We start from the raw sequence: 20,837 nt of genomic DNA on the forward strand, positions 1-20,837 counted from the left end.
TTACTTATAATTTTTATTTTTTATTATTTATTATTATGTACCTCTTATTTTTTCATTTTTAAGACTTTCAATTAAAATTCATAAATCACTTTCATAATTATTTTTCATAATAAAGATTAGTTTACTATAATACTTTCTATTTTTTATTTCCATATAAAAAGTCCCTCTTCTAAACAATTGTTTCAATACATTCTTTGTTTAAAAGAAGGTTTTATACATATTTAATATTCATATAATTTTATATTCTCAGATATTACAACTTTTAATTTCTTATTCTCTATAATTTTTTTGTATGAACATATAAATTCATTCAGTTCATTATCACTTAAGTCTATCTTTTTTTCACTTATTAATCTCATTTTATCATCTTCTATTAATATAGTTAAATCATTCTTTTCATTATTTATTATATATTCAGATATTGTCTTCATTTTTATTCTACTTTTATATTTTTCTTTAAAACCTATAGTTTTTCTCATGGAGTCATAATTATTAGGCATTTTATTCAAATTTATTCCTGCCATTTTTAATTGATCTTCAAACATAGATGGATCAACTCCATATCTTTCTAAAAACTTTTTTTGAATATTTATTAATTTATCTTGTGAAATATTATTTTCTTCCATATATGTCATAATATTTTTAGAAAAATCTTGCATTGTTAAGTTTCCTGCAGCTAATTCATAATACATAGAATAAATATAACTTTCAAATTTATCTACATCTTTATCTTTAGCTTTATTTTTAAGTTCATTAAAATCTATAATTTTGTCATTCATACTACTGCCTCCTTATTATAATTATATACAACTATATTTATTTATATATTAACAAAACTATTTCTTAGTGTAAAATTTAAGTTTTTATAACCTATTTAAAAGTATAAACTATATAAATTCTAAGGTAAGCGCATATAATAACTACAACTTATAAAACAATAAAAATTTATGATAATTTGTATCCCTAAATACTTAATAAATCTGAATAAGGTTATGTAGTTGATGATATTAACAATAGATAAAATTACATTTATAAGATATATCATATGATATATCTTATAAAAAATGAACTATATTCTATATTGGATATAGTTCATTTTTTGCTCTTTATAATTCATCTACTAATTCTTTAATATTATCTAAATATAATTTTTTTATACTTAAAAACTCTGTTAAAGATTTTCTAAAACACTTTACCTTTACCCCTCTAGCTTCTATTATTCTTTTCCATGAGTATTCATTTTCTCCAAAAATATCTCTATTTATATGTTTTCCTGCCATAGATAAAAAAGGAACTATAGTTATTTCTTTTATTTCTCTTATTATAATTTTATCTATAATTTCATTTATAGAAATTTTTCCTTCTAAAGTTCCTATGATTATATTTTCATAATTCATTTTTGATAATTCTTTTTCAAATAAACTATAAACTATATCAGATTTATTTGTTGTTCCATGACCTACTAATAATAAATTTTTATCTTTAGGCAGTTCTTTTTTTATTCCTTCTATTATGTTGCTAGATACTATCTCTTTAGTTTCAATGTCTAATTGTAAAATAGGCTTTCCAAGTAAAATTCTGCTGAATTCATGATTATATTTAAGAGCAAACTCTTTTATTTTCTCATATTCATTTCCATGAAGCACATTTAAAGGCATTATTAAAATTTCTGTACATCCCTTTAATTTTGCACATCTTAAAGCTTCTTCAAAATGTAGTATATTAACACCAAAATCATTTGATAATTTTCTCAATATTATTTTAGATGTAAAACACTTAAAAACTAAAAATTCTTCTCCAAAAACTTCTCTTATCTCATTTTCTATTGGATCTATACATTTTTTAATAGCTACAATATTAGCTGTGCCAAAACCAACTAATATTATAGCTCTATTATTTTTCATTCACTGCAAACCTCTCAAATGCTTTTAAGAACATATCAATGTGTTCTTCTGTATGTTTTACACTTAAAAACATAGCTTCAAATTGTGATGGAGCAATATTAAATCCTTCATTTATCATATGTTTAAAATATCTCTTAAACCTTTCACCATTACAAGTTTTTACATCAGCATAAGTATTTACTTCTACTAAATTTGTAAAAAATAATGTTAACATACCTCCAACTCTATTAACTACTAAAGGTATATTATTTTCTTTCGAAATCTTTATAAGGCCTTGTTGAAGTTTTGTACCTATGTATTCTACATGTTCATAAAACTCTGGATTGCTTTTTAATTTATTTAATGTAGCAATACCAGCTGCCATTACAATAGGATTTCCTGACATAGTTCCTGCTTGATAAACTCCACCACACGGAGATAACTTTTCCATAATTTCTCTTTTACCTGCATATGCACCACAAGGAAGTCCACCACCCATTATTTTAGCATAGGTAATTAAATCTGGTTTAACATCGAATAATGTTTGAGCCCCTTTAAATGCAACTCTAAACCCAGTCATTACTTCATCAAATATAAGTAAAGCTCCATATGTATCACATAAACTTCTTAGTTCTATTATAAAATCATCATTAGCTTTTATTACTCCCATATTTCCTGCAACTGGTTCTATAATAACTCCCGCAATTTCATTTCCATACTTTTTAAAAAGTTCTTTTATTTGATTTTTATCGTTATATAAACCTATCAATGTATTTTCAACACTTTCTTTTGGTACTCCAAGCGAACCTGGAATTCCTTCTGTTAGTACTCCTGAACCAGCTTCTATTAAAAATCCATCAAAATGACCATGATAACATCCTGCAAATTTTACTATTTTGCTTTTTCCTGTATAGCCTCTAGCAAGTTTTACTGCACTCATAGTAGCTTCTGTACCTGAATTAACCATTCTTATCATATCAGCATTATCTAAATTCTCACACATAAATTTGCTTAACTCTAATTCTAATTTAGTGGGAGCTCCAAAAGCTAATGCATTTTCAGTTGTTTCTTTTATTGCTTTTACTACATCATCATCGCAATGACCTAAAAGTAATGGTCCCCATGCCAAAACAAAATCTATATATTCTTTTCCATCCTCATCTTTAATAATTACATCTTTTCCAGATTTTATAACTGGAGGAGTCATTCCCATATCCTTAAAACATCTTACAGGACTATTTACTCCACCTGGCATATACCTTTTTGATTCTTCAAATATCTCTAAACTATTCATTATATTCACTCCCTACTCATTTGAATACTTCTAAATGAAAATTTACTGAATGTACTCAATAACAAAATGGCTAAGCTATCTATTTAAAATTTCTGCCGCTTCTAATGCATGATAAGTTATTATTATATCTGCTCCAGCTCTCTTTATTGAAGTTAAAATCTCCATAATTATTCTTTCTTCATCTATAAGACCTTGTTTCCCTGCCGCTTTAACCATTGCATACTCACCACTTACATTATAAGCAGCAAGAGGCATATTAAAATTATCTCTACATTCTCTAATTACATCTAAATAAGATAATGCTGGCTTAACCATTATAATGTCACAGCCCTCTTCTATATCTTTTTCAGTTTCTCTCAATGCTTCTAATCTATTAGCTGAATCCATTTGATACGTTTTTCTATCTCCAAATTCTGGTGCTGATCCTGCTGCTTCTCTAAATGGTCCATAAAAAGCTGAACAATATTTTGCAGAATAACTCATTATGCTTATGTTCTTAAATCCATTATCATCTAATGTTTTTCTCATAAAACCAATTCTACCATCCATCATATCTGATGGTGCTACCATATCAGCTCCTGCTTTTGCATGAGATACTGCTATTTTCCCTAAATACTCAAGTGTCTTATCATTTTCTACATCACATTCATGTATTATTCCACAATGTCCATGAGATGTATATTCGCACATACAAACATCAGTTATAACTAATAAATCCTTATTTAATTTCTTGATTTTTTTTATAGCTTTTTGAACAATACCATCATCATTATAAGCTTCACTTCCACATGCATCCTTATGTTCTGGAATTCCAAATAAAAGTACTCCTGCAATATCAGCTTTTTCAACTTCTTCAATTACCTCATGCAATCTATCTATTGAATAATGATAGTTATTAGGCAAAGATGAAATTTCTCTTTTTATATTTTCGCCTTCTACAACAAATATTGGATATATAAAATCCTTAGTATGCAATATAGTTTCTCTCACCATATCTCTGATAGCAGATGTTGCTCTTAATCTTCTACCTCTTTTTATCATATTAAATCCCCCTAAAATACAAGATCTTATTTTTAATAAAATGTTTATATATGCATAAATAACTTTTTACTGAAAATTTGAATTATAAATATAGTTTCTATTTTATTACATATATCAAAACATTTTTAAAACCTAATCTAATTTTTATGTTATAAACCCATATCTTTTACAAATGATTCAATCTCATTTAAAAATCCCTCTTGCGAATGTTCTTTACAAACATATGCCTTAATGCCTAATTCCTCAAGTGGTCTATTAGTTTTAGTTCCTATTGCTATAACTTTTTTTTCTTTAATAGCATCTAAACCAACCATATCTATCATGTTATGTACAGTTGATGGACTTGTAAAAAATACTATATCAACTTCATTAAAAGCTTTTTTATTTCTTACTCTTCCTTTTACTGTATCATAAATAAATGCTCTATCTACATTGGCGCCTACATTTGTTAATTCATCAGCTATATCTGATTTTGATAATGATGAACATGGTATAAACACTCTTTCATTTTCTTTAACATGTGGTTTTAATACCTTTATTAAGCCAGAACCAATAAATTCCCTAGCTTTCACAAAACATATTATACCTCTTCTCTCAAGTGCTTGCCATGTAGCTTTTCCAATTGCTGATACTTTAGCCTTCAATTTTCTTATATCATATTTCTTTTCTATTAAATAATCAAAGAATATATCAACTGAATTCACAGAAGTAAATACTATATGATCATAGTTTTCTAAATCATTCATATAATTATCTAAATTATTAGCTGTGCTTTCTATTTCTATAGCACTTAAGGCAGTAACTTCAGCCCCCATATCTCTTAGCTTTTGCTTTAATGTAGCTGCTTGTTTTTTTGACCTAGTTACACAAATATTTTTTCCAAACAAAGGTTTATGTTCATACCAAGCTAACTCTTCATTTAAGTTAACTACTTCGCCAATAACAATTATGCATGGAGATTGCAAATTAGCTTCTTCTACCTTTTTACTTATATTTTCTAAAGTTCCGATTACCTTCTTTTGCTTGCTTGAAGTGCCTCTCATTATAACTCCACAAGGTGTAGATATATCTTTACCATTTGCTATAAGCTCACCTACTATGTTTTCCAAGTTACTTAGCCCCATCATAAAAACTAAAGTGCCTTCCTCCATAGCTAAAGCTTTAAAATTAGATTTAATATGTTTTGCTGACATTCCTGTTACAACATGAAAACTTTGAGCTATTCCTCTATGAGTTATAGGAATACCTGCATAATTTAATACAGCTATTGGAGAGGTTATACCTGGTATTACTTCAAAAGGAATATTTGCTTGTTTTAAAGCTAATACTTCTTCTCCACCTCTTCCAAAAACATATGGGTCTCCCCCTTTTACTCTTCCTACTACGTGACCTTTTTTTGCTAAATTTACTAACATCTCATTTATTTCTTCTTGTGTTTTATAATGAGCTCCAGGCTCTTTTCCGCAATAATAAATCTCACAAGAATCACTTAAATAATTTAAAATATTATTAGAAACCAATCTATCATATAAAACAGCTGTACATTCTTTTAATTTATTAACAGCCTTTACAGTTAATAATTCTTCATCTCCAGGTCCTGTGCCTATAATATATACTTCACTCATAATCTACTTTTAATAAGATGTTATGCTTATTACATAAAATTCTTATTACCACTAACCTACCTTTCAATTGAATTTTCTATATACCTAATTTTAATACTTTGGTATTTTAAATACATACTATCCTAATATTTTTTGTGCTAATTTCTTTCCTAATTCAATATTGTCATTTTTGCATCCTAAAATATCTTTTTTAATCATTTTTCCACCTACATCATATATTCCAATCATATACAAATCATTACCTTTAATTTCTGAATAAGCTCCTATAAGACTGTGACAATCTCCATTTAATTCCTTCATAAAGCTTCTTTCTGCATTTACTGTCAAAGTTGCTTCTTCATCTATTAAAGCTTTAAAATACTCATTAGTATCCCCATCTTTTAAACACTCTATTCCTAAAGCACCTTGAGAAACTGCTGGTAAAAATTCTTTTGGATTAAAATAATCTGTTATTAAATCTTCATCTCCCAATCTTTTAAGACCAGCAGCTGCTAAAACAATACCATCTAAATTTTGCTCTTTCATTTTTTTTAATCTAGTTTGAACATTTCCTCTTATAGGAACTATTTCTAAATCATTTCTTAAAAGTTTAAGTTGAGCTGCTCTTCTTATACTGCTTGTTCCCACTTTTGCACCTAGTTTAAGGTTTTTAAATGAAACATGTCCATTTGAAATAAATACATCTCTGATATCTTCTCTTTCTGTTATTGCTGTGATTTCAAATTCACCGCTAACTTCAAAAGGAACATCTTTCATGCTATGAACAGCGGCATGTGCTTGCTTATTTAAAAGAGCAAGTTCTATATCTTTAACAAACAATCCCTTTCCCCCTATTTTATTTAATGATACATCTAACTTTCTATCACCTTCAGTTACTATAAGAAGTTTTTTGCTATTTATATTAAATTCTGATTTTAATTTATTCATTATTATTTCAGTTTGAACTTGAGCCAACTTACTTTTTCTTGTTGCTATTATTATTTCATTCATAAATTTAATACTCCTTCTATATTAAGGCTCATTCAAACAAATAACTAATCAATATGCTAGTTTATTTTGTGAACTACTTCTTCATTAGAACATACTAATGGAAATTATTAGCAGAACCCAATTCATTGTATTTCACAAAATATCCGTGACATCTTTGACTTGCTATTTATTTTCATATGCCTAATTCTTTTAATATTTCTTCATCAAAATATAGTCTTAATATTAATGTTTCTTTGTTATTATCATAGAAAAATTTAAAATCATCACATGATATAAAATCTATAATTTCTTTTTTATATTTTGAAAGTTTTTTTGCCTTATTTCTAATATTAGTAGTTAATTTTATAAAATCATCATAGTCTTTTAATAACTCCTGAACTTTATTTGCAAGCATTACTGCCCCTTTAGGATTTCCACCATTTGTATTTATAGCAAAAGTTATATTATTAAGCTTTCTTTGAACAGGTACAACCCCCATACCATCTTGAAAATTTGATGATTCTATATATATCTTAAAATTTTTATTGCAATATCCCTTTATATTATCATTTATTCTTTTGTCATCTATGGTTATTAAGATTAAATGCTTATTTAATAAAAATTCATAATTAAATTCACCTTTTATTAAAGTTAATTTTTCTTTAAACTCTTTTGATAAATTAATTACCTCTTCACAAAAATCTTTTGAAATAACTTCAATATAACATCCTGTGTTTAAAAAATGTTTAATTTTTATAAACCCAGCTCTTCCCCCTCCGATTACACCAACATTTATTTTATTTGAAAGTAATGAAATAAACGAATAATTTAATTTTGGGTCATGAATATACTCTTTATTATTCTTAAACATTCCTCTTCACTTCCCTTTAATGTTTCTTCTTTCATTATCTCTATAGCCCTGTTTACATAATAATCAGATGTACTCTTTATCATTTTATTTGCCAATTCAATGTCATCTTTATCTTTACACTTATTTTTAAAAGTGCTTATCCTACTATCATATACTTCTTTAGAACTAATTTTTAAATCCTCTATTATTGGTACAATGCTTCTAAGTCTTTTCCATTCATAATATTCATTTAAATATTTTTCTAATATAAATTTACTAGAATCCATTTTATCAAATCTCATTTTTTTATTTCCATCATTTATATAACTTATCTTATCTATATTATATACTTCTGCTCTATGTATATTATTTATTTCCTCATCCACATCTCTTGGCACTGCTAAATCATAAATTAATATTTTATTTCCCCACTCATTTATATCTTGTTTTTTTATAACTATATGAGGTGCTGATGTACATGATATTACACAATCCATATCATTTATGTACTTATTTTTTTCTTCAAATTTTATTACTTTTACTTTATCATTACTAAATTCATTTTTTATTTTAGTATTTCTAACAGCCAAATATACATCCTCTATATTATGGGCAAGTAAATACTTCATAGTTAATCTACCAACATCACCATAGCCTAATATCATATATCTTTTACACTTTTTATTAATAGATTCATTAACAACTATTGAAGCTGATGACACTGGAATTTCAAATAATCTTGATTGACTTTTGAATTTTTTACCACATGTTATTGCATATTGAAATAACCTTTGTAAGTCTAAATTTAAAGCATTTGCATTTAAGGATTTAAAATATACATCTCTTACTTGACCTAAAATCTGATCTTCACCTAATATTTTTGAATGAAAACCACAAGTTACTTCAAATAAATGCTTACATGCTCTTTTATCTTCTGATATAAAAATATAATCTTTATATATATATTCCCATTTTAACACTTCAAAAATCTTTTTTAATAGTTCTTCATTAATATAAGAAACATTAAAATAAATTTCTGTTCTATTACAAGTTGCAAGTATAATAACCTCATCTAAATATTTTAATAATCCTTCTAAATACTTATCATATTTGTTTGATTTTATAGTTAATTTTTCTCTAATTTCTATTGGTGTATTCTTTTTAATACCTAATACTGCTATCATTCTTTTTCCACCTTGTATACTTATTTAAATATTCATACGTTCTAATTTAACATACTTTATTTTATATTAAAATGTACAATAAAAAAAGTCATTTTTAATTTGTAATGATTATTCTTTAATATAAATTATATTTTAACATTTTATTTGTAACTTTTATAGTTAAAAGTGGTTAATAATAATTCATAAGTTACATTGTTTCATTCCCTTTTAATCCTTAATCTAGTTTAAAACTTTTCCCCTATAAACCATTTTCAAATTTAGTATAGAAATAACTGTTATTCATGTAATTATTTTTATTTTTTTAGAAGTACTCATATAATACTTAAATACAACATTAAAAAATTATCTATATATTCTTTAAAAATATATATTCCTTCCATATATAAAATACCAAAAGTTCAAGTTGTATCAATTATTACTACTTGAACTTTTTAATATTTACTTACAGATACATATTATCTTTTTAAAACATTATTTATAAATTCTTCTTTTCCTATTCTATCCATAACTTTAGAAATTCTCTCGCCTGGTTGTCCTACTTCTCTATAATAATCTACAATTTTATGAATCATCGGGGTTATATCTTCTTCTTTAAATATTTTCCCTAAAGAATCTCCTATTCTTATTCCTCTACCAAATCTTCCTCCAACAAATATCTCTCCACCTTTTTCTTTTGCAATAGCTGCACCTAATTTACATGCTCTTACGCATCCACCACAATTAACACATAAATCTTTATTATGTACTATTTTTTTATCTACTACTTCTAAAGCCTTTTGTCTACAAGCTCTAACACACAATCCACATCCAACACAATTTTCTAAAACAAATTCTGGTATTGTTCTTCCCATTATACCAATATCATTTATATTAGCCTTTGCGCAGTTATTAGGACAACCGACAACTGCAACTTTACATTTATGAGGAGTATCTGTTCCAAAATATTTATCTTCTAATTGTCTGCATATTTCCTGAGTATTAATGTTTCCATGAAGACACACAGTACCTTTACAAGATACTAATGGTCTAAATTTTTGACCTGTACCACCATGTCTTAGTCCTAAATTCTTGGCTTCTTCAATAACTTTTTCTACATCTTCATCTTTTATCCAAGGTACTTCTATTTGAAGTCTTGTTGTCATTCCACAATAATTTCTACCATATTTCTTAGCAATAAAATTTATATTATTTAATTCTTCTGCTGTGTAATTACCTGCTCTACCTAAAAATCTTACTGAAAAATGTTCTTTATCCTTTTGTAATAAAAACCCTAACGCTTTTAATTGTTTTTGTCTTTTTGCATTAACTGCCATGTATGTATCCTCCCTAAAATATATTTACTTACAAACAAACTCTTCCTATACTATATTAATAAATGTTTTAATTATACTCTAATACTTTTTAATATATATTTACCATAAGTAAATACTTATATGTGAATTTTTATGTGTATTTTTAACTATATTGGATATACTTATATTTATAGATTTAATATATAAAAATTTACTATATTAGGAGATAACAATATGCGAATTCCAAAACATATAGGCATAATACCAGATGGAAATAGACGCTGGGCATTAGCCAATGGATTTACTAAAGATAAGGGATACTCCTTTGGAATAAATCCTGGACTTGAAGTTTTTAAGTTATGTCAAAAAGAAGGCATATCAGAAGTAACCTTCTATGGTTTTACAGTAGATAATACTAAAAGACCTAGCGAACAAAAAATAGCTTTTACAAAAGCTTGTATTGAATCAGTTCTATTGCTTACAAAAGAAAATTGTGAAATATTAGTTTTAGGAAATACACAATCTAAATTGTTTCCTAAGGAATTGCTTCCATTTACAAAAAGAAGTACTTTTGGTACTGGTGGTATAAAAGTTAATTTCTTAATTAATTATGGATGGGAATGGGATTTAAACATACTTAAAGAAAATAACTCTTCCTATAAAGGGATTATACCTTATATAAATTCTAAGGATATTTCTAGAATAGATCTAATCATAAGATGGGGAGGAAGAAGAAGGCTTAGTGGATTTTTGCCTGCTCAGTCTGTTTATTCAGATTTTTATGTAATAGATTCATACTGGCCAGCATTTAAAGAAAAAGATTTTTATGATGCATTAAAATGGTATAATCATCAAGATATAACTCTTGGTGGCTAAACATAAAAAATATTATATGAAATTTCAAAAACTGTTTTTAATGTATATGAAATAGTTTTCATTTATTTTTACTTAGGTACATGAAATAAAATAATAATTTTAAAACTGCTATGAATATTTTTCAGCAGGCAAGGGACAAAGTATTATCATAGTGTACCTATTATGGTATTTTGTTGACGCAGTATGATGAAAAATATACTGGCATATGTACTTATTATTTTTTTTGATTGTACCTTATGCTAATATAAATAATATAATTTATTATTTATAAAGAGGTGAAAATTATGATTAAAATTTTTCTTATATATTTATTTTTTATAAATTTTGTTGGTTTTTTTATTATGTTTATTGATAAAAAACGTGCAATAAATAAAGAATGGAGAATTCCTGAAAAAACTCTAATTGGAATTTCTATAATTGGTGGTTCTATAGGAGTTCTTTTTGGTATGCATACTTTTAGACACAAAACTAAGCATTTAAAATTTACATTAGGAGTACCTAGTATTCTTATAATTGAAATTTTACTAATTTCTTATTTCTATACTTTATACTAAAATCTATATTATTAAACTCTAATTTAACATAAACAATAAAAATAAGGCTTTACTATTATTGCAATGCCTTATTTTTATTAAAATTATATATGAGATCTAATCCTTTTTTTAATTTACAATTTTATATTGAGAGCAATCTAAAATAAGAATATAATCATATTAATATCCTAGTTTAATTACTCAATATAATTTAGTTGCACATATATATGTACTCTACTAAAATATAAACTTTAAATAAATGATTTTAAAAATACTATAATTATAAGTATTGGTGATATATATTTCATAATGAAAATTAAAGTTTTAATTGTTAATTCATTATTTAATATTCCATTATTGCTTAATTGATCTGTTAAATACTTCTTATTTATAAAATATCCCGTTAATAATATTATTAACAATCCATTTATAGGTAATAATATCTTAGATACAAGAGTATCAAATAAATCAAAGAAAGTTAATCCAAAAACTAATTTATTTCCTAATATTCCATTAGGATTACCTGATAAAGCTGCTAATGATCCAACTAATGCTATTATTATTACATTCATTATTATAGCCTTTTTTCTTTCCATTTTTAACTCTTCTGTAAAAACTACAATCAAGACTTCTAATAATGATATCATTGACATTGTAGCTGCCATTGCTGCAAGAACAAAAAATATAATTGATAAAACCCAACCACCTGGCATTTTAGCAAATATTAAAGGTACCGTATTAAATAGCAGGCCTGGACCACTACTCGGTTCTAATCCAAATGAAAAAGCAGCTGGAAATATAGCAAGACCTGCTGTTAATGATACTAATGTATCTGATATTGCAACCTTTCCTGCTGTACCAATTAAATTATTATCATCAGTATAATAGCTACTGTATGTAATCATTGCACCACTTCCAACTGATAATTTAAAAAATGCTAATCCTAAAGCTGAAAGCACAACTCCAATATGTACCTTTGAAAAATCAGGTTTAATCAAAAAATTTATACCTTCCATAGCTCCTGCTAATGTTAAACTTCTAAATGCACAAATTCCAAGAAGTAAAATTAATACAGGCATTAATGTTTTAGTTAATTTTTCAATTCCCCCCTTTACTCCTAAAACTAATATTGTTCCTCCAACTAACAAAGCTATCATCTGCCAAATAATTGGAGCTATTGGTCCTACACTTGTGTTGTAAAATAGAATACTTGTAGTTTCTGAAGTTACTCCTTTTAATGCTCCTATAACTGCCTTATATAAATATGAATAAACCCATCCCACAACTACTGTATAAAAAGATAGCATAAAGTATGTTGCTAATATTGCAAAAACACTTATAATCTTAAATCTATTTTTATTTGTAATTTTTGAAATTGCTCCATGTACATTCCTTCTCGTACCTCTACCTATTATGAATTCACTAATAAGTACTGGTAATCCTACTAATGCAACACATATTAAATATATAATAATAAATGCTGCCCCACCATTTTCTCCTGTAATATAAGGAAACATCCATATATTACCTAAACCTACAGCAGAACTTAATGTAGCTAAAAAAACTGCTAAACTTGATGAAAATTTTTCTCTCTTCTGTTCCACACTATTCCTCCATTTGTTTTATAGATTAATCATATTAACCCATTTATTAATATCTTTTTTAATAAAAAATCATTTATATTTTAACATCAAACACTACTTTTTGTAACATTTTTAGATAAAATAGATTGTTTTTTTTAATCTATAAAAAATAAATTTGAAGAAAGATCCTTTTTTTATTAATTACTAGACTTGTGCAGTAAATAGGAAAAATTTAAGCTACTAGTCCTAATTTGGAAATAGTAGACTCTAGATTAATCCCGTTATCTGCACATTCATGTGCAAAAGCAACTATTTTTACCAAATAGTTGTTTCGGAAGTGTAATATTACATCACCGATATTTTTCAATTTATATAATTTACCATATTTAACTCTGAAAAGCTCAAGGAAAGTATACGTTAAAAATATCATACTCCAATATCTATGTATTGATTCTAAAGATTGAATTTGAAATTCATCAAAACCAAGAGCTGTTTTATGATATCTATAACTTACTTCAATATCCCAACGCTTTTCGTAGTATGAAATTATTGTTTTATTATCAAGTGAAACATCAGTACTTATAATGAATGCTGGCTTATCAGATAAATCACTTTTAGTCCAGCTTATAAGTACAACGGCATTTTCTATATCGTTGAGTTTTCCTTCATATCTATAAACGTAGTACTTGTTGTTACTAGCGGTAACTAAGCTAGTTTCATTAGTTCTAATGTATGAAGAAAACTCTTTTACATTTGTTTTAATGCCAGCAGGATATATCACTCTGTTAGATTTTATTCTACCGATAGTGTGACAACCATTTATTAAACCGTGAAGCAAAATTTTTGCTGAAGTATACCATGAATCAACTAATAAATAGTTGTTTTTAGTTGCAGGAGCAAATTCATTTATTAGTTCCATTGCAAGTTCATTTTTATCTAGAAATTTTTTAGATAGCTTTTTACTAGATTCCTTTCGGTGATATTGTTTGAAATTCAGAGGTATAGAATAATCATTAATCTTATAGTGGGATGTAACTAAGCAGTGAGACCACTTCGGTTTGTTACCATCAGCATGAGAATTGTGAAAATCTAAACCTTCAATTTTTTTACTTGAAGTATTTTTCTTACTCAAGGTATCATCAATAATTAGGAATCCAACATCACTATCTTCACAAGTATTGGAAATTTCAGAGATTGCATGAAATATGCATTCTTCCGTAACATATTCATGATTCCATGAATATGAACTTAGGAATCTTGAACCAGTACTTCTGTGTCGGTTAGATGTAATCTTATTGTAAGCTGAAGAAATAGTCTTATTTCCTTCGGTTACGATTATTCCAGATGTTAAATTTACCATATGATTCTTTAACGCAGAAGAATATGGAATATTTAACTCTAAAATATAGTTGCTAATAAATTCGTTTTGGTTTAATATTGTTGTCGGCATATAAATCTCCTTAGGTTTTAGTTTTGCAACAATAAATCTAGCATGTTTGAGGTTTATATGCTACTTTTTTATATAATTTTTCTTTTGGTAAAATATGAATTATAAACCAATGGTAAATTTTCTTAAATCAATGCACAAGTCAAGTTAATTATTTTAAATATTTAATAAAATCATATTATTATAAAAATATTTAAAGCGTTAAATATTTTTCTACCACATTCAGTATGTCTCATAAAAATATTTTTCTTCTATTTAAATAAGTTTTATTTCAACTTGTAACGGTGTATTAGATAAATGCCTTAACAACTCATTTTCTGCTAATATTTTTTTTGGCATCAAATTAACAATTGCAATTTTCAATGGTCTTATATCTTGTGTATTTGCTCTGTTATCATTCATTACAAAGATATTCCCATTGGATAATACTTTATATTCTGGTAATCCTGTCGGAATTTTTATACGCACTAATAACTCTCCCTTTTTATTTGTGCTTTTTATAAATTCTTTAAAATTATTAAGTACTTTTTCTTATTTGTAAATTATTATACCAAAAAATTCATATTTATTAATAATTATAAAATTTTAATATTTAATTATCAAAATAAAAAAATTATATTATTATAAAATTAAATTTATTTTAGAATAGTAAATTTATAACAATATATTTATTGAGTTTATTTTACTCCCATACTTTTATTGATATTTAATTATTAAATTGTAATTATTTTACTATTTTATTAATTTTTATAACTAATTTTATAGATTTTTTGGATATTTAATATATTTTATTTATGATATACTTATAATTATATAAAATAATATAAGGGGGCATTACTTTATGATAGTACATAAAGATATAATAATTGGCTTTATTGGAACTCATACTAATAATGATAGTAAAGGTATTTATAAATTTAATTTTAATTCATCATCAGGAAAGATAGATAGAATCAATTTAGCTTATGAAATTAACAATCCTAATTATCTAGCGATTGACAAAGAAAGAAACATTTTATATTCTACTTGTAGTATAGGATGCCAATCAGGAGTTTCTTCATTTAAATTTTTTGGTGAAAAAGATACTGTTGATTTAATTAATTATAATGTTGAAGATGGTAAAGAACCTTGTCATGTAAGTATAAGAAAAAATAAACAACTTTTAATTTCTTCAAATTACAATGAAAATGAAATTAAAGTTTTTAATACTTTAGATGGTATAATTCTAACATCTCACGCTACAGTTAATAATGATAATTTTGAAAAAAATTCAAATGAAGAAGAATCTCATATAAATTGTTCTATTTTTTCTCATGATGAAAAATATATATTATCAGTTGACTCTGGAAAAGATGTTTTAATGTTATACACTTTTAATAATGATGAATTAATAGCTAAAAAACATTTAAGTTACTCTTTTCCTAAAGATTCAGCACCAAAACATATAACTTATTCAAAATCAAAACCATACTATTATGTTTTAGCAGAAAAAAGTTGTGAAATTTTTGCATTAAAATACAATTCAAAAAAAGAAAATCCATTTGAAAAAATTGAGTCAATTAGTATTTTACCAGAAGAATATAAAGGTAAAAAGTTAGCTTCAGCTATACACATCCACCAAAACAATAAATTTCTATATACTTCTGATATAATAAATAATAATATTACTTTATTTTATATAAATGATGAAAATGGTAAATTAGAGTATGTGGATGTATTTGACTGTAAAGGGCAATGTCCTCGTGACTTCCAAATAGACCCTACTGGAAAGTATCTAATCTGTGGTAATGAATTATCTAGCACATTATCTATTTTTTCAATCCAGCAATCAAATGGAGCACTAAAATTTATGGGACTAGAAAAAGTTCCATCACCAACCTGTGTAAAATTCATTGAATAATAAAAAAATCCAACTAATTTCTAGTTGGATTTTTTTATTATTATTTTCTCAAAACTAAATTCTATTTTAAACAATTTAATAAAATAATATAATCTAAAAGTTTTATTCACCTAAAACAAATTTTTCTATTGCATAAGCTACTCCATCTTCGTCATTACTTTTTGTAATAAATTGAGCATTTTCTTTAACTTCAGGAAATCCATTTTCCATAGCAACTCCAAGGCCTGCATATTTAATCATAGATAAATCATTACCAGCATCTCCCATAGCAATTACTTCTTCTCTCTTTATTCCTAAAGACTGTGCTAATCTTTTTAATCCTTCACCTTTATCAACTTCTTTATTCATAAATTCTAAAAAGTAAGGTGTACTTCTTAATACAGTATATTTTTCATAAAGTTCTTTAGGTAATTTTTTTATTGCTTCTTCTAATACTTCTTCTGGATCTATAATCATTACTTTTACTATATTTTCATCATCATCTATAATATCAAAATCTACTATACTTATATTGATTTTATTTATATCTGCTTCTACCTCTGTATATTTACTTATTTTAGGAGTTATTAAACCTGATTTTTCAGAAAATGCATGTATATTTACATTTAACTCCTTAGCTATATTGTTTATGTATTTTAAATCTTTTCCTTTTAAAACAGTTCTTGATATTACTTCACCACTTTTGGTTTTTTGAGATACTCCTCCATTAAAACTAAGTACATAATCATCTTCCTTTAATAATTCAAGTTCTTCTAAATAGTATCTTAAACCTTCAGCCGGTCTTCCTGATGCTAGTACTACTTTAACCCCTTTTTTTTCTGCTGCTTTTATAGCTTCTTTATTTCTCTCTGAAACCTTTTTATCACTTGTAAGTAATGTTCCATCCATATCTAATGCTATTAACTTATACATATTTTTCCTCCAATTTATTTAAAATTAACGCTGTTTTCTTATATAAAATAGTTATCATATTTTATTCTATCATAATTGATTTATCATTAATAATATAATATTTTAAATTTTCTTCAAAAATAAAAATATCATCTACAAAAGGTAATATTAATGTAATATTAATTACATTTCACTCATATTTTGTAACTATTATGAACTTCTTTCATAATATAAAATATATATCAGTAAGTATTTTTTGAGGTATTACTATGCTTGAATCAATTTTATTAGTATCATCTATTTGTATAGATTCCTTTGTTGCAAGCATTGCTTATGGTACATCTAAAATTAAAATTCCTCCAATATCTACTTTGATAATAAATTTGGTGTCAACATGTACATTAGGTATTTCATTATTACTTGGAGCTTTGGTAAAAAAATTCTTGCCAGGTAATTTACCTATATTAATAGGATTTATTCTGTTAATGGGGCTTGGTATATATCGTTTATTTGAATGTATATTTAAATCCTATATATCTAAATATTCTAAAATAGATACTCCATTAACATTTAAATTATTTGATTTTAAATTTGTACTTGAAGTCTATGCTGATGAAACTAAAGCAGATTTTGATAAATCAAAATCTTTGAATCCAAAAGAATCATTTTATCTAGCCCTTGCTCTTTCATTAGATAGTTTAGCAGTAGGATTTGGTTCTAGTTTAACAAGTATAAATTATATTCAGGTCATAATACTAAGTTTGATTATTGGTTTTTTAGCTGTATCAATTGGTGTTATAATTGGTAAAAAGTTAGCTGATAATATAAATATTGAACTTTCTTGGCTATCTGGAGTACTTCTTATAATACTAGCTATTATAAAATTTCTATAGATTATATCTAAAGAAAAGTATGTACATTTTGTTAGTTGAAAGTGAAGAATTCATAATTAAAATGTTACTTAAATATTTGATAAAAAGTTTTTATCTACTCTTCACTTTCCACTTCCAATTTTGTTTCTTAATATTAAATTAACTAGTATTTTAAAACATATAAAAACTTATATAAAAAATATCAATACAACTTTAAAGTATATTTTTTTTATTCTTTAATATATATTTAAAATAAAAAACTAGAGCTGAATTTTCACATACAGTTCTAGTTAAATTTTAAATGTATATCTTAACTATATAATAAAATATTATTATATACACACCTAAAAATTTTTAAATACCAATTATTTGTTTTATCTTATCTACATCTATATTTTCTAAAAATACTTTAGCCAATTTTTCATATTGCTCATTTTTATAGTCTGATACTTTATTTAATTTGTCTACTTCACATAAATCAAGATTATTTTTCTTTTTCAGTGCATTAATAAATGTGTTAGTAAAATCTTCTGAATCAAATATTCCATGTAAGTAAGTCCCTGCAACTGTTCCCTCTTTATTGCAGGCTCCAATAACTTTTTCTTTAGAATCCTTTATAAATGGTTTTACGTTTTTTCCAACCTTACTTATTCCATTGTGTATTTCATACCCAACTAATAATTTATTTTCTATTTCATTAATATCTTTTAAGTTAGACACTACTTTTGCTTCAACTTGTTTAGTTACTTTTCTTTCATTAAATCTAGTCTTTATATCAAGTAACCCTAGTCCTTCTTCTTGAAAAGTCTTTCCTTCCACCCCTTGTTGATCCAAAAGTAATTTTCCAAGCATTTGATATCCACCACAAATCCCTAACACCAAAGTACCATTATCATGTAATTTAATTATTTCATCAGCCAATTTACTTTCTTTTAATAATCTTAAATCTTCAATGGTATTTTTAGTTCCTGGAATTATTATTACATCTGGATTTTTTAAATGTTTTATACTTTCTACATATCTTACATTAACTCCATTTATTCTATTAAGTACATTAAAATCTGTAAAATTAGACATATGCGATAGTCTTATTATTGCTATATCTATATTTTTTCCATCTTCAGCTTCTTTATTATTTATTTTTTCTGTAACACTATCTTCATCATCAATATCAAAATCTTCATAAGGCATTACTCCAATAACTGGTATTTTTATTATATCTTCTAGCTGTTTCACACCTGATTCAAAATATTCTTTTTTTCCTCTAAATTTATTTATTATAACACCTTTTACTCTTTTTCTTTCATTCTCTGATAATAATTGAAGCGTACCAACTATAGACGCAAAAACTCCACCTCTATCAATATCAGCCACTAATATAACAGGTGCATCAACACTTTCTGCCATATTCATATTAGCTATATCACTTTCTTTTAAGTTTATTTCGGCGCATCCTCCAGATCCTTCTAAGACTAATATTTCATAATCCTTGCTTAACTTTTCATATGATTCTTTAACAAATCCCTTTAACTTTTTATTTATTTCTTTGTACTTATAAGGTTCTATATTATCATAAACTTTTCCATTTACTATAACTTGAGTATGTCCTCCACTTGGTTTTAATAATATAGGGTTCATTAGAGCACTAGGTTCTATTTTGCATGCTTCAGCTTGTGCGACTTGAGCTCTCCCTATCTCTTCTCCATCTTTAGTAACATAAGAATTTAATGAAATATTCATTGCTTTAAATGGAGCTACTTTAAAATTATCGTTCTTTAGTACTCTACATAATCCTGCTACCAAAGTACTTTTTCCTACTGAAGATGCTGTACCTAAAAACATTATATTTTTTTTATTCATACTACCCTCCAAAACCATCCTTTAAAGTTTTAATAAAATACTTTAACTGTTTATTTTATTATTAAATATCCATAGTTATCATAAATTTGTTTATTTATTATATTAAATTCTATCTTATTATTAAATATAGGTCCATCATACACAAATGTATGATATTCTCCATTTTCTCCACTTACATCGCAGCCTGTTTTTTTCAATTCCTTGATGACATCAAAATCTAACTTTAATCCAAGGAAACTTTGATTTAGTAAATCTAAATTCACTTTTTTTATTACTGTACTAAAACCTGCTTCTAAAAACTCTTTAGTAAGTTTCTCCCTATTTTCATTCCATAAAGGGAATTCAGCCTTCATTCCAGCCTCACGGCATACATCTAAGCACCATTTTCTATGATTTTCTATATCTATATCTCCAAATACACATAAATTAATATCTTCTTTTTCTTTAAGCTTTTTTAATTCTTCAGAAAACTTTTTTGAATAATTATTTCCATCAAAACATTCTACTTCTATTAATGGTATATTAAGTTCCTTTGAAGTTTTTATAAACAGTTCTTTAGGAACTTTATGAAACCACGATGTATTATCTTTATCAAAAGTAACTAAAATCCCTGCTGGCTTATATCCCTTATTAATCATTCTATATAAAGATAAAACACTATCTTTTCCTCCACTATATGAAGTCACAAATTTAAAATTTTCCATATATACCTCTTTATCTTTTACAATATTTTAATA

18 protein-coding genes and 1 pseudogene are annotated in these 20,837 nt (G+C 25.7%); 4 read left to right on the forward strand and 15 right to left on the reverse strand.

From position 1 onward, the window contains the following. Positions 1 to 221: 221 nt before the first annotated feature. The 9 genes from BGI42_RS11165 to BGI42_RS11205 form a co-directional block, all read right to left on the reverse strand. Positions 222 to 779, reverse strand: coding sequence for a DUF3867 domain-containing protein (locus BGI42_RS11165; protein ID WP_069680377.1), 558 nt, complete (start codon positions 777 to 779; stop codon positions 222 to 224). A gap of 327 nt (positions 780 to 1,106) precedes the next feature. Then, on the reverse strand, positions 1,107 to 1,904 hold the full coding sequence (locus tag BGI42_RS11170; RefSeq protein ID WP_069680378.1) for a sirohydrochlorin cobaltochelatase: 798 nt from the start codon (positions 1,902 to 1,904) through the stop codon (positions 1,107 to 1,109). Further along, the gene (hemL, locus tag BGI42_RS11175; RefSeq protein WP_069680379.1) at positions 1,894 to 3,177 is read right to left on the reverse strand and encodes a glutamate-1-semialdehyde 2,1-aminomutase; all 1,284 of its coding nucleotides are present in this window, start codon (positions 3,175 to 3,177) and stop codon (positions 1,894 to 1,896) included. The genes BGI42_RS11170 and hemL overlap by 11 nt, the downstream gene beginning before the upstream one ends. 75 nt (positions 3,178 to 3,252) lie before the next feature. Then, a complete protein-coding gene (gene hemB, locus BGI42_RS11180) occupies positions 3,253 to 4,218 on the reverse strand; it encodes a porphobilinogen synthase (protein ID WP_069680380.1) in 966 nt (321 codons plus the stop codon). Between the two features lie 149 nt (positions 4,219 to 4,367). Further along, complete coding sequence (gene cobA, locus BGI42_RS11185) at positions 4,368 to 5,843, reverse strand: uroporphyrinogen-III C-methyltransferase (protein ID WP_069680381.1); 1,476 nt, start codon at positions 5,841 to 5,843, stop codon at positions 4,368 to 4,370. A 117-nt stretch (positions 5,844 to 5,960) separates the two neighbouring features. Next, positions 5,961 to 6,833 (reverse strand): hydroxymethylbilane synthase, encoded by an 873-nt coding sequence (gene hemC, locus BGI42_RS11190; protein ID WP_069680382.1) that lies wholly within the window; start codon positions 6,831 to 6,833, stop codon positions 5,961 to 5,963. Positions 6,834 to 7,005: 172 nt separating this feature from the next. Further along, complete coding sequence (locus tag BGI42_RS11195; protein WP_069680383.1) at positions 7,006 to 7,683, reverse strand: NAD(P)-dependent oxidoreductase; 678 nt, start codon at positions 7,681 to 7,683, stop codon at positions 7,006 to 7,008. Then, entirely contained in the window at positions 7,641 to 8,846 is a 1,206-nt protein-coding gene (gene hemA / locus BGI42_RS11200; protein WP_069680384.1) for a glutamyl-tRNA reductase, read from the reverse strand. Before hemA ends, BGI42_RS11195 begins: the two co-directional genes overlap by 43 nt. A 455-nt stretch (positions 8,847 to 9,301) precedes the next feature. Beyond that, entirely contained in the window at positions 9,302 to 10,159 is an 858-nt protein-coding gene (locus BGI42_RS11205; protein ID WP_069680385.1) for a 4Fe-4S binding protein, read from the reverse strand. Positions 10,160 to 10,372: 213 nt separating this feature from the next. On the opposite strand from BGI42_RS11205, the gene BGI42_RS11210 reads away from it, so the two are divergent. Together BGI42_RS11210 and BGI42_RS11215 are read left to right on the forward strand one after the other, a co-directional pair. Then, a complete protein-coding gene (locus BGI42_RS11210; RefSeq protein WP_069680386.1) occupies positions 10,373 to 11,014 on the forward strand; it encodes an undecaprenyl diphosphate synthase family protein in 642 nt (213 codons plus the stop codon). A 284-nt stretch (positions 11,015 to 11,298) separates the two neighbouring features. Further along, entirely contained in the window at positions 11,299 to 11,568 is a 270-nt protein-coding gene (locus BGI42_RS11215; protein WP_069680387.1) for a DUF1294 domain-containing protein, read from the forward strand. A 230-nt stretch (positions 11,569 to 11,798) separates the two neighbouring features. On the opposite strand, the gene BGI42_RS11220 is transcribed toward BGI42_RS11215, so the two are convergent. The 3 genes and pseudogenes from BGI42_RS11220 to BGI42_RS11230 all read right to left on the reverse strand — a co-directional run. Further along, positions 11,799 to 13,151 (reverse strand): sodium-dependent transporter, encoded by a 1,353-nt coding sequence (locus tag BGI42_RS11220; RefSeq protein ID WP_069680388.1) that lies wholly within the window; start codon positions 13,149 to 13,151, stop codon positions 11,799 to 11,801. Positions 13,152 to 13,362: 211 nt separating this feature from the next. After that, positions 13,363 to 14,580: an IS701 family transposase gene (locus BGI42_RS11225; RefSeq protein WP_069679528.1), complete on the reverse strand. Its 1,218-nt coding sequence runs from the start codon at positions 14,578 to 14,580 to the stop codon at positions 13,363 to 13,365. Positions 14,581 to 14,835: 255 nt separating this feature from the next. Further along, a pseudogene (locus BGI42_RS11230) lies at positions 14,836 to 15,045 on the reverse strand (homoserine O-acetyltransferase/O-succinyltransferase family protein); the annotation flags it as partial. A 373-nt stretch (positions 15,046 to 15,418) separates the two neighbouring features. Between BGI42_RS11230 and BGI42_RS11235 the strand changes: the two are divergent. Then, positions 15,419 to 16,477 (forward strand): lactonase family protein, encoded by a 1,059-nt coding sequence (locus BGI42_RS11235; protein WP_069680390.1) that lies wholly within the window; start codon positions 15,419 to 15,421, stop codon positions 16,475 to 16,477. Positions 16,478 to 16,579: 102 nt separating this feature from the next. On the opposite strand, the gene yidA is transcribed toward BGI42_RS11235, so the two are convergent. Beyond that, positions 16,580 to 17,389 (reverse strand): sugar-phosphatase, encoded by an 810-nt coding sequence (gene yidA, locus BGI42_RS11240; protein ID WP_069680391.1) that lies wholly within the window; start codon positions 17,387 to 17,389, stop codon positions 16,580 to 16,582. Positions 17,390 to 17,637: 248 nt separating this feature from the next. Between yidA and ytaF the strand changes: the two genes are divergently transcribed. Further along, positions 17,638 to 18,261 carry a sporulation membrane protein YtaF gene (gene ytaF, locus BGI42_RS11245; protein WP_069680392.1) on the forward strand — a complete coding sequence of 208 codons (624 nt, stop codon included), beginning with the start codon at positions 17,638 to 17,640 and terminating at the stop codon, positions 18,259 to 18,261. A gap of 333 nt (positions 18,262 to 18,594) precedes the next feature. Here the strand turns inward: ytaF and BGI42_RS11250 are convergent, their stop codons facing one another. After that, on the reverse strand, positions 18,595 to 20,100 hold the full coding sequence (locus tag BGI42_RS11250) for a cobyric acid synthase (RefSeq protein ID WP_069680393.1): 1,506 nt from the start codon (positions 20,098 to 20,100) through the stop codon (positions 18,595 to 18,597). 50 nt (positions 20,101 to 20,150) lie between these two features. After that, positions 20,151 to 20,804, reverse strand: coding sequence for a Dph6-related ATP pyrophosphatase (locus BGI42_RS11255; protein ID WP_069680394.1), 654 nt, complete (start codon positions 20,802 to 20,804; stop codon positions 20,151 to 20,153). Between the last annotated feature and the right edge of the window lie 33 nt (positions 20,805 to 20,837).

It is taken from the genome of Clostridium taeniosporum (genome assembly GCF_001735765.2).
Lineage (GTDB): Bacteria > Bacillota > Clostridia > Clostridiales > Clostridiaceae > Clostridium > Clostridium taeniosporum.